12 protein-coding genes are annotated in these 14,202 nt (G+C 43.1%); 11 read left to right on the forward strand and 1 reads right to left on the reverse strand.

The window, feature by feature from the left end:
• The first annotated feature begins 117 nt into the window (after positions 1–117).
• The 3 genes from HG267_RS34920 to HG267_RS34930 all read left to right on the forward strand — a co-directional run bounded on the left by HG267_RS34920 (position 118) and on the right by HG267_RS34930 (position 4,167).
• Positions 118–1,626 carry a GH3 auxin-responsive promoter family protein gene (locus HG267_RS34920; RefSeq protein WP_045867357.1) on the forward strand — a complete coding sequence of 503 codons (1,509 nt, stop codon included), beginning with the start codon at positions 118–120 and terminating at the stop codon, positions 1,624–1,626.
• A gap of 4 nt (positions 1,627–1,630) precedes the next feature.
• The gene (locus tag HG267_RS34925; RefSeq protein WP_045867356.1) at positions 1,631–2,737 is read left to right on the forward strand and encodes a Kelch repeat-containing protein; all 1,107 of its coding nucleotides are present in this window, start codon (positions 1,631–1,633) and stop codon (positions 2,735–2,737) included.
• A 644-nt stretch (positions 2,738–3,381) separates the two neighbouring features.
• Entirely contained in the window at positions 3,382–4,167 is a 786-nt protein-coding gene (locus HG267_RS34930; protein WP_045870654.1) for a nucleoside phosphorylase, read from the forward strand.
• A gap of 107 nt (positions 4,168–4,274) precedes the next feature.
• Here the strand turns inward: HG267_RS34930 and HG267_RS34935 are convergent, their stop codons facing one another.
• Positions 4,275–5,108 carry a zinc-dependent peptidase gene (locus HG267_RS34935; RefSeq protein ID WP_045870655.1) on the reverse strand — a complete coding sequence of 278 codons (834 nt, stop codon included), beginning with the start codon at positions 5,106–5,108 and terminating at the stop codon, positions 4,275–4,277.
• Between the two features lie 246 nt (positions 5,109–5,354).
• Here HG267_RS34935 and yidD point away from each other — a divergent pair, with 246 nt between their 5' ends.
• From yidD to HG267_RS34975, 8 genes are all read left to right on the forward strand, one after another.
• Positions 5,355–5,642, forward strand: coding sequence for a membrane protein insertion efficiency factor YidD (gene yidD / locus HG267_RS34940; RefSeq protein WP_045870656.1), 288 nt, complete (start codon positions 5,355–5,357; stop codon positions 5,640–5,642).
• A gap of 683 nt (positions 5,643–6,325) precedes the next feature.
• Complete coding sequence (ilvA, locus tag HG267_RS34945; RefSeq protein WP_045870657.1) at positions 6,326–7,837, forward strand: threonine ammonia-lyase, biosynthetic; 1,512 nt, start codon at positions 6,326–6,328, stop codon at positions 7,835–7,837.
• Between the two features lie 1,125 nt (positions 7,838–8,962).
• Positions 8,963–9,712 (forward strand): sucrose-phosphate phosphatase, encoded by a 750-nt coding sequence (locus tag HG267_RS34950; protein ID WP_045870953.1) that lies wholly within the window; start codon positions 8,963–8,965, stop codon positions 9,710–9,712.
• The gene (gene ruvA / locus HG267_RS34955; protein ID WP_045870658.1) at positions 9,709–10,344 is read left to right on the forward strand and encodes a Holliday junction branch migration protein RuvA; all 636 of its coding nucleotides are present in this window, start codon (positions 9,709–9,711) and stop codon (positions 10,342–10,344) included. Before HG267_RS34950 ends, ruvA begins: the two co-directional genes overlap by 4 nt.
• Before the next feature lie 23 nt (positions 10,345–10,367).
• A complete protein-coding gene (gene bioF / locus HG267_RS34960) occupies positions 10,368–11,549 on the forward strand; it encodes an 8-amino-7-oxononanoate synthase (protein WP_045870659.1) in 1,182 nt (393 codons plus the stop codon).
• A 136-nt stretch (positions 11,550–11,685) separates the two neighbouring features.
• The gene (locus HG267_RS34965; protein WP_155539254.1) at positions 11,686–11,898 is read left to right on the forward strand and encodes a hypothetical protein; all 213 of its coding nucleotides are present in this window, start codon (positions 11,686–11,688) and stop codon (positions 11,896–11,898) included.
• Positions 11,899–12,385: 487 nt separating this feature from the next.
• Positions 12,386–13,639, forward strand: a complete 1,254-nt coding sequence (locus HG267_RS34970; protein ID WP_317891620.1) for a serine/threonine-protein kinase — start codon at positions 12,386–12,388, stop codon at positions 13,637–13,639.
• A gap of 281 nt (positions 13,640–13,920) precedes the next feature.
• Complete coding sequence (locus HG267_RS34975) at positions 13,921–14,172, forward strand: type II toxin-antitoxin system MqsA family antitoxin (RefSeq protein ID WP_045870661.1); 252 nt, start codon at positions 13,921–13,923, stop codon at positions 14,170–14,172.
• Positions 14,173–14,202 lie beyond the last annotated feature (30 nt).

Below are 14,202 nucleotides of genomic sequence, written 5' to 3' on the forward strand. Positions count from 1 at the left end.
CTAATTTATAGCGGGTACTACATTGTTTATAGGGGGTTTGAATTTATAAGTAAATATCAATACAAGCAGTTATTTATACGCTAACATCTAGTTAATTAGATAACTTTAATTGTGACTATGCGCCCGATTATTCAAGGTTTTGGGCAACTATTTGCCAATACTTACCAACGATTTGAACAAGCATTAGTTGCTCCAGAATTAACACAGCTATCTGTACAGCAAGAAATTTGCGATCGCCTGATTGCTAGCGACTATGGCAAAGCCTTAAAAATTCGCTCTGTAGCCGATTGGCAAGATGTGCCAATTGTTGATTATGATGCGTTGGCACCTTGGATTTTAGGACATCAAAAGCGTCAGCAAATACCCTTAACTACCGAACCAATTTTATTTTATGAAAAAACCTCAGGCAGTAGTGGGGCGATAAAATGGATTCCTTATACTTTGTCTTTACGACGCTCATTTAATCAAATGTTTTGTGTGTGGGCTTATGATTTAATTAAACATGGCCCGAGATTTTCTACTGGTAAAATTTACGCTTGTATATCGCCGCAATTAAATGTCACGGATTCCACATCTTTACAAGACGACTTAGATTATTTAGATGGCTGGTTGCGGTGGTTGCTGCGTCCTTGGTTAGTCATGCCAACTAACCTCAATCGCCTACACAACGCCCAAGAATTTAAACATCAACTAGCGTTGGCTTTATTACAATCAGAAAAATTAGAAATTATTTCGATTTGGAGTCCGAGCTTTCTGCAAGTACATTTAAAATACATCCAAGAAAATCAAGCATTATTACAACAAGAATTACACAATAAAATATCGCGCAAGCGCTTGCAACTTCTGGGCGAAAATCCGATACCTTGGACGCAACTATGGACAGATTTAAAGCTGATTTCTTGCTGGGATAGCGCCAACGCCGCCGATCAAGCCAAAGGATTGCGATCGCAGTTTCCGGGGGTGTTGCTTCAAGGGAAAGGACTACTAGCCACCGAAGCACCGATGACGATTCCCTTAATTGCGGCTGGGGGTTATGTTCCGGTTCTGGATGAAGTGTTTTTTGAGTTTGAGGATAATAGCGGTTCGGTGTATCGTTTACACGAACTCCAACAGGGAGAAGAATACACCATAATTTTGTCACAGAAAGGCGGTTTGTATCGTTATCGCATAGGCGATCGCATCCGGGTGACGCATTACTATCGCCAAACCCCCTGTTTAGAGTTTCTGGGAAGACATCAAGCTGTCAGCGATTTGGTGGGGGAGAAGTTGCAATCTAACTTTGTCCATGATGCGTTGCATAGCATGAATTTACCAGAAGGCTGTTTTAAAAGCTTAGTCAGTCTTGCCGAGCCAGCACAGTATATTTTATTACTCGATTCAGCACCAGCAACACCAGAAATCCTGGCTCAACAACTAGATGAGGTGTTATCACAGTCATATCATTATCAAAGGGCGCGATCGCTTGGTCAACTGGCACCACCGCAAGTTATAATTTCTCCTCAAATTCCAGAGATATTAGCCTTACATCGTCTCCGCACAGGAAGTATTTGGGGAGGTATTAAGCATCCAATTTTGGCAACATCACCTATTAGCACTGAACTTTTACAAGAATTGCAAAGCATATAAACTTATGAAATTACAACCCCCACAATTTATTTGGAAACAGCCTCAGATTTTGGGTGAATTACCTCAACCTAGATACGGTCATTCTGCCATTACATATCAAAATTCCATGATTATTTTTGGTGGAGAAAAGAACGATACATCTGAAACTTTATGTGATGTTCACTTGCTTGATTTAGAATCTTGGACTTGGACACAACCTCAAGTTTCGGGAAATATTCCTGCCAATAGAAGCTTTCATACTGCCGTTTTATATGAGGATAAAATGCTGGTATGGGGAGGATATGAAACATCACAAGATGGCGGCTATATTTTTAGTGATGTTGCCCTTCACATTCTCAATCTCAAAACTTGGCAATGGTCAGAAATTATCCCCCAGGGAACTCCACCAGACGCACGTTGTCATCATAGTGCAGTCATATTTCAAGATAAATTATTTATTGATGGTGGTTCTTATGATATTTACACTGCCAGAGATGAACTACATATTCTCGACCTGACTAAAATGCAGTGGCTAAATATCTCACCAGAAAAATCTTCTAGCGCGGCTTTAGCAGGTTTAAAAATTCGCGGTAACACCTTAGTTAAATTTCTGGGAGACGCTGCTTACGGGGGATTTTGCTTAGATATCTTCACTTTAGAAATTCCAGATTTAGAGAATGAAAATATATCAAACTTTCAGTGGCAACAAGCCCAAGTAGAAGGCATAGAAAACTATACATACAACATTTTATTCCCTGATGATGATGAAGATGATTATGATGAATATGAAGAATATGATGATGAAAATGCAATTCCTTGGCGCACAATTCATGGCTATGGAGAATTTGCAGATCACCTCGTTTTATTTGCGGGAATGTCACCCGGTAATGGTATTAGCCATGTAACGATTGGCGATGTCGTATTATTAAATATGCCTGATATATCAGCAGCTAATTCTGGCACTTATACTTACACTGTTCCAGAAATAGCAGGTAAATTTCCTCCTCCAAGATTTGGTCACTCAACTATTCAATTTAATCATCAAATGATTGTGTATGGTGGCTTATGGATTGATACTTCTGCAGGTAATAATAGTTTTGATAATGATGTATATATTTTAGAAATTAATTAAACAATAGAACTCGCATTAAGAAGGGGAAAGGGAAAGGGAGAAAGGGGGAAAGGGACAAAACTTACCGCTAAAAGCTATATAGGGCAGGCGTTGTACAAATACCTCGCGCCCTCATCCCCTAACCCCTTCTCCTGGGGGAGAAGGGGAACTAAATCTCTTGCTCCCCTCTCCCACCGGGAGAGGGGTTGGGGGTGAGGGCGAAACCTAGCTACAAAGCGGGTTTCACGTTAGTTGACACCAATGTGCCCTTATGTGTCAACTTAAGCTAAAAGCGATATAGGGCGGGCGTTGTACAAAACTTTCGCCCTCATCCCCTAACCCCTTCTCCCCCAGGAGAAGGGGAATTAAATCTCTTGCTCCCCTCTCCCGGTGGGAGAGGGGTTGGGGGTGAGGGCGAAAACCTAGCTAAGTAGTTAAACAAAATTAATTACACAATGTCATTGCGAATGGAGCGGAGCGGAATGAAGCAATCGCAAGGGTTGAGATTGCTTCGCTGCGCTCGCAATGACTGTAATTAATTTTGCGTGGTTACTTACAAAGCGGGTTTCACGTTAAGTTGACACCAATATGCCTTGCCCCTACCATCTGTCCCATTCTGTTTGCAAATTGGTATAAGATGATTCTGAACTGAATTCTGTTGCCTTATGTGCAGTAAACGCTTTTACCACATTGGCTTTGAACAAGCGGATTTGGGTGCAAAACCGCCCACATTAGCGCTGTTATCTGGCGATCCGGAACGTGCATCTCTAATCGCCCAAAATCATTTGCAAAATGTGAAATTATTATCAGATAATCGGGGGCTGAATAGTTATTTAGGATATTTAGCCAATGGTTGCCCTATCTTATCAGCGACTAGTGGCATGGGTGCGCCTTCCTTAAGTATTGTAGTTAATGAATTAGTCCAGGTAGGAATCCGGCAAATTATTCGCATTGGTACTTGCGGCTCAATTCAACCTCATGTAGCTGTTGGTAGTATTGTGATTAGTAATGCCGCATTGTGTCGCCAAGGTGCAGCTAATGATATTGCACCTATCGAGTATCCAGCCGCAGCCGATCCGTTTCTCACAGTTGCTTTAGTCAAAGCAGCACAAAAATTAGGTTTTGAGCATCATTTAGGAATTACAGCATCAGTCGATACCTTTTATGAAGGACAAGAACGCATAGATTCAGCTAATCCATATTTAATGCGATCGCTACAAGGAATTACCGAAGAATATCGCCACTTAAATATCTTGAACTATGAAATGGAATGCGGCACACTATTTAAAATGGCAGGAGTTTACCAATTTGCTGCTGCTGCTGTGTGCGCTGTAGTTGCTCAACGTACTGTTTCTGAAGATATCATCTTCCCCAAGAAAGATATTGCCATTGAGAATGCGATCGCAACTGCTATATCTGCAGCCCAAACAGTTCTGAGTGCTGAATGCTAGAGAATGGGGCATTGGGCATTGGGCATTGGTATGTTCTTTCCCATGCCCCATGCCCGATTCCCCATGCCCAAAAACTCCATCCCCTTGTGGGTGGAGTTTTTCATTTATCAATCCTTAAATCCCCATTGCCGAGGATTAACTTCATAGTAACGTTGCAGTAACTCATATAATCGCGGATGCTGGTGTAACAACTGATGAGGCTTCTCAAAAAAGGTTTCTGTGGCGACTGCGAAAAACTCAGCAGGATTAGTTGCACCATAGCTATTAATCACAGTTTTCACACCTTGCTGCACATCATTGCAGAGTTGTTGATATTCTGCTGTCATTACCTGTGCCCAAATTGGGTAATCTGATTTATTTGGTAAAATCGGTACACCTTGGGTGTCACCATCTTCTTGATCTAATTGATGGGCAAATTCATGCAGCACTACATTATGTCCATCTTGCCAGTTTTGCGTATCTTGTTGCACCTGTTCCCAAGAAAGTACCACTTGATCGCGACTCCAAGATTCACCTAATCTGGCTTCTCGCCTTTCTTCGACTACATACTCTCCCGTAGCGACGGTTTCAGTTACTAAATAAGCGCTGGGATAAACTAAAATTGAACGCAATTTTGAGAAGTATTCACCTCGTTCATTGAGTAATAGCAAACAAGCCACAGATGCAATAGTTATTTTCATTTCTTCTGTGACTTGTAATCCTTTACAGCCAATGAATTGTTTTTCGGTTAAGAAGACTTGAATATGTCCCTGAAGTCGTCTGCGTTCTGGGGGTGAAAGTTGGAGATAAATCGGCAGATTATTTTCAATAATGGCATTCCATAGAGGTGGAAAAGGACGAGATTTTAAACGTTTGCGTCGTTGTTTAATTAACAGGGGACTGATTAAAATTGCGGTGATAACTATGCCAATCATGAGAAAGGCAATGATTGCTGGTATCATTGTTTTTGAGAGTTAATTAATATTGAGATTTTGTCTAAAGTTAAATGTAGGGTGTGTTGTCGCGTAGCGCAACGCACCGAGGCAATTAATGGGTAAGGGGAAAAGGGTAAAGGTTTAAAACCCTTCCCCTTTACCCCTTACCCTTTCCCCCGCCTCTCAGGAATTTTGAAGTTAAACCTTTTGATAGAGTGATCATTGCTAACTGAAGTACAAGATTAAATCGTAGTTTCTGATTCGGCTGGTTTTATGGCAGTTAGTACGATGGAAACTTTGGCTACCCAGGCTGCGATCGCATCTTTGAATATATATCAAAAACATCTTTCCCCGCGCAAAGGTTTCTCCTGTCCCCATCGCTTGCTATATGGAAGCGAATCTTGCTCAGACTACGTAAAGCACATTCTAATTAATCAAGACTTGATGACGGCTATCAAAACAGCTCCCCAGCGATTTCAATCATGTAAAATAGCCGCTAAAACTCTCCAAACCAAAGCTGAGGGTGGATGTATTGTAGTTCCTTGCTGCATACCACTTTAAATGGTCATTGGTCATTTGTCATTGGTAAGGATTTCAAGCCGATTTATGTTTTTAACATAGTTGGGTTGATTTCCACTGACTGATACCAATTTAAATAATGTTTGCGACAAATAAAGTCTTTGTAGGGGCACGGCATCCACAATCTTGTGGTATACCAAATTATCTTACTGGTGCCGTGCCCATACCTTAATGTTTGCGACACATCAATATATTGATTGTAGAGGGCAAGGCAATGCCCTGTACAAATACCCTCGCCCTCATCCCCTAACCCCTTCTCCCTCAGGGAGAAGGGGAATTAAATCTCTTGCTCCCCTCTCCCGCCGGGAGAGGGGCTGGGGGTGAGGGCAAAACCTTGCACAAGAGCGGGTTTCAGGTTAAGTTGACACGTAGGGGCACGGCATTGCCCCTACGCGTTAATTGCATTCTCGGTTGCAATTGGCATAAGGGATTTCCCAGAAATAAATTATTCCATCTTGTGGGGCGGGCATCTTGCCCGCCACATAAACTGGGCGGACAAGATGTCCACCCCACAATACATACTGGGATATTTTTTTATTTGGAAGTCCCTAAGTCCTAATTCAATCACCACCAAAGCTAAAAGCCTCATCAATGCCCAATGCCCAATGCCCCAAAATTAGCGTACAATTATTCTCCATCCGGCATCTGCTACCCCCTTGACGCTCATGTATTGTGACTACCTGGTTCAAATTCTCACTGCCCGTGTATATGATGTTGCCCAGGAAACACCTTTAGAGTATGCGCCAAATCTGTCTCGCAGACTGAATAATCAGCTATTGCTGAAGCGGGAAGATATGCAATCAGTATTTTCTTTTAAGCTGCGTGGCGCTTATAACAAGATGGTAAACCTGCCATCAGATTTATTAAAGCAAGGTGTGATTGCCGCATCCGCCGGCAACCATGCCCAAGGTGTCGCTTTATCTGCTAGCCGCTTGGGAACGCAAGCGATTATTGTCATGCCAGTAACCACACCCCAGGTAAAGGTGGATGCAGTTAAAGCCAGAGGTGGACACGTGGTATTACATGGTAATACCTACGATGATGCCTATGCTTATGCCCGGCAACTAGAAGCCGAAAAGGGACTTACCTTCATTCACCCCTTTGATGATCCCGATGTCATAGCCGGACAGGGTACAATTGGTATGGAAATTTTACGGCAATATCAACAACCCATCCATGCAATTTTTGTGGCGATTGGTGGTGGTGGGTTGATTGCGGGAATTGCGGCTTATGTGAAGCGGTTGCGTCCAGAAATCAAAATCATTGGTGTGGAACCAGTGGATGCGGATGCAATGAGTCAATCGCTGAAAGCTGGAAAGCGGGTGAGATTATCTCAGGTGGGTTTATTTGCTGATGGCGTAGCAGTGCGGGAAGTGGGGGAAGAAACCTTTCACCTGTGTCAGCAATATGTAGATGAAATCATCTTGGTAGATACCGATGATACCTGCGCGGCGATTAAAGATGTATTTGAAGATACCCGTTCCATTTTAGAACCAGCGGGAGCATTGGCGATCGCAGCTGCTAAAGCCTACGCGGAACGAGAACAAATCGAAGGACAAACTTTAGTTGCTGTGGCTTGCGGTGCGAACATGAACTTCGACCGTTTGCGCTTTGTCGCGGAACGCGCCGAACTGGGGGAACGTCGCGAAGCTATTTTTGCAGTCACCATCCCCGAAGAACAGGGAAGTCTGCGGAAATTTTGTGAATGTATCGGCAATCGTAATTTAACTGAGTTTAACTATCGCATTGCCAGCGCCCAAGAAGCACATATTTTTGTCGGCTTGCAAGTTCAAAACCGTGCCGATGCGGTGAAGATGCGAGAAACTATTGAGAGTTGCGGTTTTCAAACCCTCGACCTCACCGACGACGAACTGACAAAACTGCATCTACGCCACATGGTAGGCGGACATTCACCCCTAGCAGAACATGAATTACTCTACCGCTTTGAGTTCCCCGAACGCCCAGGGGCGTTAATGAAATTCGTCGGTTCCATGAGTCCTAACTGGAATATTAGTATGTTCCACTACCGCAATAATGGAGCAGACTACGGAAAAATTGTTGTCGGTATCCAAGTTCCACCGCAAGAGATGGCAGAGTGGCAAGCATTTTTGGATACCCTTGGTTACCAGTATTGGGATGAAAACAAGAACCCCGCCTACAAGTTGTTTTTGGGATAATAGTCTCTGCGCTCAATTTTGATCAATAAGTAGTTAAACAAAATTAATTACAAAATGTCATTGCGAATGGAGCGGAGCGGAATGAAGCAATCGCAAGGGTTGAGATTGCTTCTCTTCGAGACGCTACGCGTTAAGCGAAGCTATGCCGAAGGCTTTACGCTGCGCTCGCAATGACTGTAATTAATTTTGCGTGGTTACTTATTAGGACTTACGCAAAAGTCACGTAATTATGTCATTACGAGCAAAGCGACGTAATCGCCTGATATTCCAATACTTGTCGGTTAAGGGGAAAAGGGGAAGGGGAAAAGGGGCAAGAAAAAACCTTTAACCCTTACCCTTTCACCTTTTCCCCAAACCAAATTCCGAGTTGAAAATCCTTAACCGAGCAGTATTGCCTGATATTCTGGGATTGCTTCCCTACACTTCGTTACGGTCGCAATGACAAATTTTGCTTGCGTAAGTCCTGAATATAAGCAAATACAGTTCAGTTAAGAAAATTAATTGATCACAAAACCAAAAAACTAGTTACTCAACAAAAAACCGAACAATAATTTTGGAGGGGGTTTGGGGGACGCAACCGTCACCCAATCGGGGGTTTGGGGGAGAATCCCCCAATTCTTCTGGCTTCTTTAATAAGTGATGCCAATTCAAATAATGTTTGCGAGCCCACCTGTGTCAACTTAAGCTAAAAGCTATATAGGGCGGGCGTTGTACAAATACCTCGCGCCCTCATCCCCTAACCCCTTCTCCTGGGGGAGAAGGGGAATTAAATCTCTTGCTCCCCTCTCCCGCCGGGAGAGGGGTTGGGGGTGAGGGCGAAAACCTAGCTACAAAGCGGGTTTCACGTGAAGTTAACACCACTGGGCAATGCCTTGCCCCTACTATCTGTCGCATTCTTTTTTCAAATTGGTATGACAAATCAATGGCTAATGAGCTTAACCCAAGTGTATTGCGCCTTGGCCCAGATCCCCGACTTTTGCAAAAAGTCGGGGATCTAATTTGGCGTGGAAGTAACGCATCCCACATCAGCGCCAAAAGTACGGAAAACGATAGATATTTTTTTTCTTCACAGTCCCTTATGTTTTAGCTTAGTTGTTGGTGGAAAATCTCACTCAAGGAGTTGCTGTGACTAGTTTTTTATTTGTAACTGATTTAGACCATACCTTTGTCGGCAATGACGAGGCACTTGTAGAATTAAGCGATCGCTTAGAGCAACATCGCCAAGCCTACGGTACTAAAATTGTCTATGCTACAGGGCGATCGCCAAAATTATACCGAGAATTGCAAATTGAAAAAAACTTAATGCCACCAGATGCCCTCGTCCTTTCTGTGGGTACAGAAATTTACCTCGATGGTAGTGATAACCCTGATGCTGGTTGGTCAGAAATTCTTTCGCAGAATTGGGAGCGCAATGTAGTATTATCGGTAACTGAAAAATATCCTGAGTTAATTTTGCAACCAGATTCCGAACAGCGTCCCTTTAAAGTCAGCTTTTTCTTAGAACAAGCAGTAGCACCTGGTATTTTATCGCAACTTGAGCTACAGTTGCAAAAACATAATTTACAGATAAAGTTAATCTACAGCAGTGGAATTGATCTTGACATTGTTCCCCTAACCAGCGATAAAGGTCAGGCAATGCAATTTTTACGTCAAAAGTGGAAATTTGCAGCCGAACAAACTGTTGTCTGTGGTGATTCAGGTAATGATATTGCTTTATTCGCTGTAGGCAACGAACGGGGGATTATCGTCGGGAATGCCCGCCCTGAGTTACTTCAGTGGCACAATCAGTATCCCGCTAATTACCGTTACCTCGCACAAAATTTTTGTGCAGGTGGCATTCTGGAAGGACTAAAATATTTTGGATTTTTAGAATGATTAGTTATCTCAAAGGTATCGTAGCTGGTGTTCAAACAATTGGTAATAATCGCGTTATTCTGACCCTTGAGGTGAATAACATCGGGTATGATTTGCAAATTCCCCAACGGCTGACTAAGTCTTTGCCGGAGTCGGGAGGAATGGTGCAAATCTTTACCCACTACCAAGTCCGGGAAGAAGTACCCTTGTTGTATGGCTTTGCTTCCCCAGCAGAACGAGACTTATTCCGCCACTTGCAAAGCGTCAGTGGGATTGGTGCAGCGTTAGCGATTACTTTATTAGACACCTTGGAACTACCCGATTTAGTCCAAGCAATTATCGCTGCGAATATCCAAATTCTCATTCAAGCCCCTGGTGTTGGCAAGAAAACCGCTGAACGCATTTGTTTAGAACTGAAAAGCAAACTAATCGAATGGCGTAAATCAGCGGGTTTCTTCGTCGCCACAGGCGGGCCAGCACCAGGTATTCTCGAAGAAGTGCAAATGACTCTCTTTGCTTTGGGCTATACCCCCCACGAAGTCAGCCACGCTTTGCACGTCGTTAGCGAAGACATTGGACTGCCCAAAGACGCTTATGTGGAAGACTGGATTAAACAAGCGATCGCACATCTGAGCAGTCAAGCTGAGTGCTAAATTGTAAGTACTGAGTGTTAAATATGGTGACAGATCCTTATGCTTGGCTAGAGCAGTCTTTAACAACAATTCGTAAGGCCGATTGGTATCGCTCAGTACAAACAATCAATGGAACTCCCGGTGCTACTGTGTTACTAGGGGGGCGAGAAGTAATTAATTTTGCCAGCAATGACTATTTAGGATTAGCCGGGGATCGGCGCTTAATTGAAGCCGGGGTTGTAGCTACTCAAGAATTTGGCACAGGAAGCACAGGTTCTCGACTACTTAGTGGACATCGAGAATTACATAGACAATTAGAAAGTGCGATCGCATCTTTAAAACAAACAGAAGATGCTATAGTATTTAGTTCCGGCTATTTAGCCAATTTAGGTGCGATCGCAGCTTTGGTAGGTAAGCGCGATTTAATTCTCTCAGACCAGTACAATCATTCCAGCCTGAAAAATGGCGCAATCCTCAGTGGTGCGGTAGTAATTGAATATCCCCACTGTGATATCACAGCTTTAAAAAATCAGTTAATTGAAAATAGACAAAATTACCGACGCTGTTTAATCCTCACCGATAGCGTTTTTAGTATGGATGGTGATTTATGTCCTTTGCCAGAACTATTAGATTTAGCTGATGAATTTAGCTGTATGCTGCTAGTGGATGAAGCCCACGCCACTGGCGTACTAGGTAAAACTGGCGCAGGGTGTGTAGAACACTTTGGTTGTACAGGTAAGCAATTAATCCAAATTGGCACATTGAGTAAAGCTTTAGGTAGTTTAGGCGGATATGTCGCCGGCAGTGCCACCTTAATTGACTTTCTACGCAATCGCGCCCCCACTTGGATTTACACCACAGCCCTTTCACCCGCAGACACAGCCGCCGCCTTAACCGCCATTGAGATAGTACAGCAAGAACCACAACGCCGCACCCAATTATGGGCGAATGTCGATTATTTAAAAAAGTTAATGCAACAACAGGTAGCTGAATTAAAATTACTACCTTCAGCATCACCTATATTATGTTTTCAATTGCCCAGCGCCACAGCCGCATTAGCAGTAGGTAAGTCTTTACAAGAGGCGGGGATTTTTGCCCCAGCCATTCGTCCCCCCACCGTCCCCACCAGCCGCATTCGCATATCTGCAATGGCAACCCATCAAGCAACGCATATTGATAAGCTGGTAGCAGCATTGGGAGAATTTGTAATTCGTAACGAGGGGTAATGAGATCCCCGACTTCTTGGAGAAGTCGGGGATCTGCACCGTTGGCTTCAAATCTCCTGTAAAAATCAACAAACACAAAACCAGATAAATCTCGTTCGTCACAAATGAGCGCTCCTTCTCAACGAAGGAGCGCTCATTGATAGACAACCCGATCACGTTGGTCATGAAGGAACCAATGTTCTCTATGGATGAGCGCTCATTGATAGACAACCCGATCACGTTGGTCATGAAGGAACCGATGTTCTCTATGGATGAGCGCTCATTGATAGACAACCCGATCACGTTGGTTATGAAGGAACCGATGTTCTCTATGGATGAGCGCTCGTTGGTAACCAAAGCTGCTTTTTAAAGTGCGATCGCTCCCCCATATTGTGATAAACGTAGGGTGTGTTACGGCAGCGAAAATCTTTGCAACCCCACGTATATCTAGGTTCTGCCGTAACGCACCTGCTAAAATATCTCAAAAAAAGCGTTATACCATCAATATAAAGTGCGATCGCTCCCCCAAATTATGATAAACGTAGGGTGTGTTACGGCAGCGAGAATCTTTGCAACCCCACGTAAATATAGATTTTGCCGTAACGCACCTTCGCCACAGCGTTGAGTAAATGATTCTCCCTACATCTCTGCGTTAGACAAATCATCCTGTAAATATGCAACGCTACCACAGGTATCGATTTAGAATCTCAGCCTTATATCAATATACTTAAAATCAGCTATTCCACGCATAATAGAATAACGCTACAATACCACGTAAAAAACAGCCCTAAACCGTACCAAATCCACCTATGCAATTTTGAACACCCAATCAATCACTGCAAAACGGACGCTTTATTGTGCAAAAAGTCCTTGGTGGCGGTGGTTTTGGTATTACTTACAGCGCCATTGAACAAACCACAGGTAAATTATTTGTCATCAAAACCCTGAATCACATCCAACAAGCAAAAGCAGACTTTGACTCACAACAGGTAAAATTTGTCAACGAAGCCCTACGTTTAGCCCAATGTAGTCATCCCCATATTGTGAAAGTCAACGAAGTCATCAAAGAAGGTGAACTTTGGGGAATGGTAATGGAGTATATTGATGGGCAAGATTTAGCTAAATATATTGATGAACGCGGACAATTATCAGAAGCAGAAGCGCTAAAGTACATTAACCAAATTGGACAAGCTTTAGAATATGTCCACGCCAAAGGATTTTTACATCGAGATATTAAGCCCAACAATATTTTATTGCGACGCGATACACAAGAAGCTGTATTAATTGACTTTGGGTTAACCCGTGAGTTTCAAGGCGGTAAAACTGGTAGTATGACTAATGCCAGAACTGAAGGTTATGCACCCATTGAACAGTATGAAAGACGGGGAAATTTTGGTGCTTACACAGATGTTTATGCTTTAGCTGGAACTTTATATAGTTTGCTCACTGCGGAAGTTCCTTTACCAGCTAATTTTCGCAAAACTGGTATACCTTTACACCCGCCACAGCAATTTAATTTAGCGATTAGCGATAGAGTTAATGAAGCGATTCTCAAGGGGATGGCGTTGAATGTGGAAGAACGGCCTCAGACAGTGGGGGAATGGTTAGAATTAATCAATCCCAAATTGGAAGTTGACAGTCTCAAATCTGCTGTGGGGATGGACTACACGAGACTGCGTGACTTACTGACAGCAGGGGAGTGGCAAAAAGCGGATGAAGAAACAGGGCGAGTTATGTTAGCTGTAGCGGCGAGAGAAAAGGAAGGCTGGCTTGATATTGAACATATTGATAACTTTCCTTGCAAAGACCTGCGTACTATAGACCAGTTATGGGTAAAATACAGCAACGGTCGCTTTGGTTTCTCTGTGCAAAAGCGCATTTATCAAAGTCTGGCTGGAACCAGAGAATATAACGAAGAAATATGGCGAGCCTTCGCTGACTCAGTTGGCTGGAGAAAGGACGGAAAGTGGATGTACTACAACGACCTTACTTTTGACCTCACAGCACCAGTAGCCCACCTCCCTGGGGAGGGGTGGGGGTTTGGGGTGGCGTTGGTTGGGTTTTTTTGGGTCTCTTCTCTTGCGTCGAGACTTGTAAAGTGTAATATATAAAGCTTACAGATAATTTTAAATATTTATAAACCCTTCATTTTCCACAAAGTCTTGCGGGTTGTAGGTTTCCGATACCTGGCACTGGTCATTCTCCCTATTTTCGGTTTAATTTTGTAGCAGTAGGGGCACAGCATCCACAATCTTCTGGTATATATAATAATCTACTGGTGCCCTGCCCCTACGACATATTGCTCCACGCAGAAGCACAAATCAAAGACTTGCTCAAAAGCGATCGCAAATCCTAAAATTGCATTGTCTTATATAAGACGAAAAAATATTATATGAAATGTGACTTTTGTGACAACGAAAGAGTAAATATTCGTAAAGTATCCAGGACTTATGGCCAAGGTAAGGATTTACTAGTAATTGAAAATATTCCTGTTATCAATTGTCCTGAATGTGGTGAGATTTACCTCACTGCAGAAACCCTACATGAAATTGAAAGAATTAAAAGTAATAGAAAAACTTTGGCGGTTACACGTTTTGTAGAAGTGGCTAATTTCGGTGAAGAAAATCCACCTTTAGCGGTATAAAATGTAGGGTGTGTTATGCCGTAGGCTAAC

Origin of the sequence: Tolypothrix sp. PCC 7601, assembly GCF_025677855.1 — a bacterium.
Lineage (GTDB): Bacteria > Cyanobacteriota > Cyanobacteriia > Cyanobacteriales > Nostocaceae > Aulosira > Aulosira diplosiphon.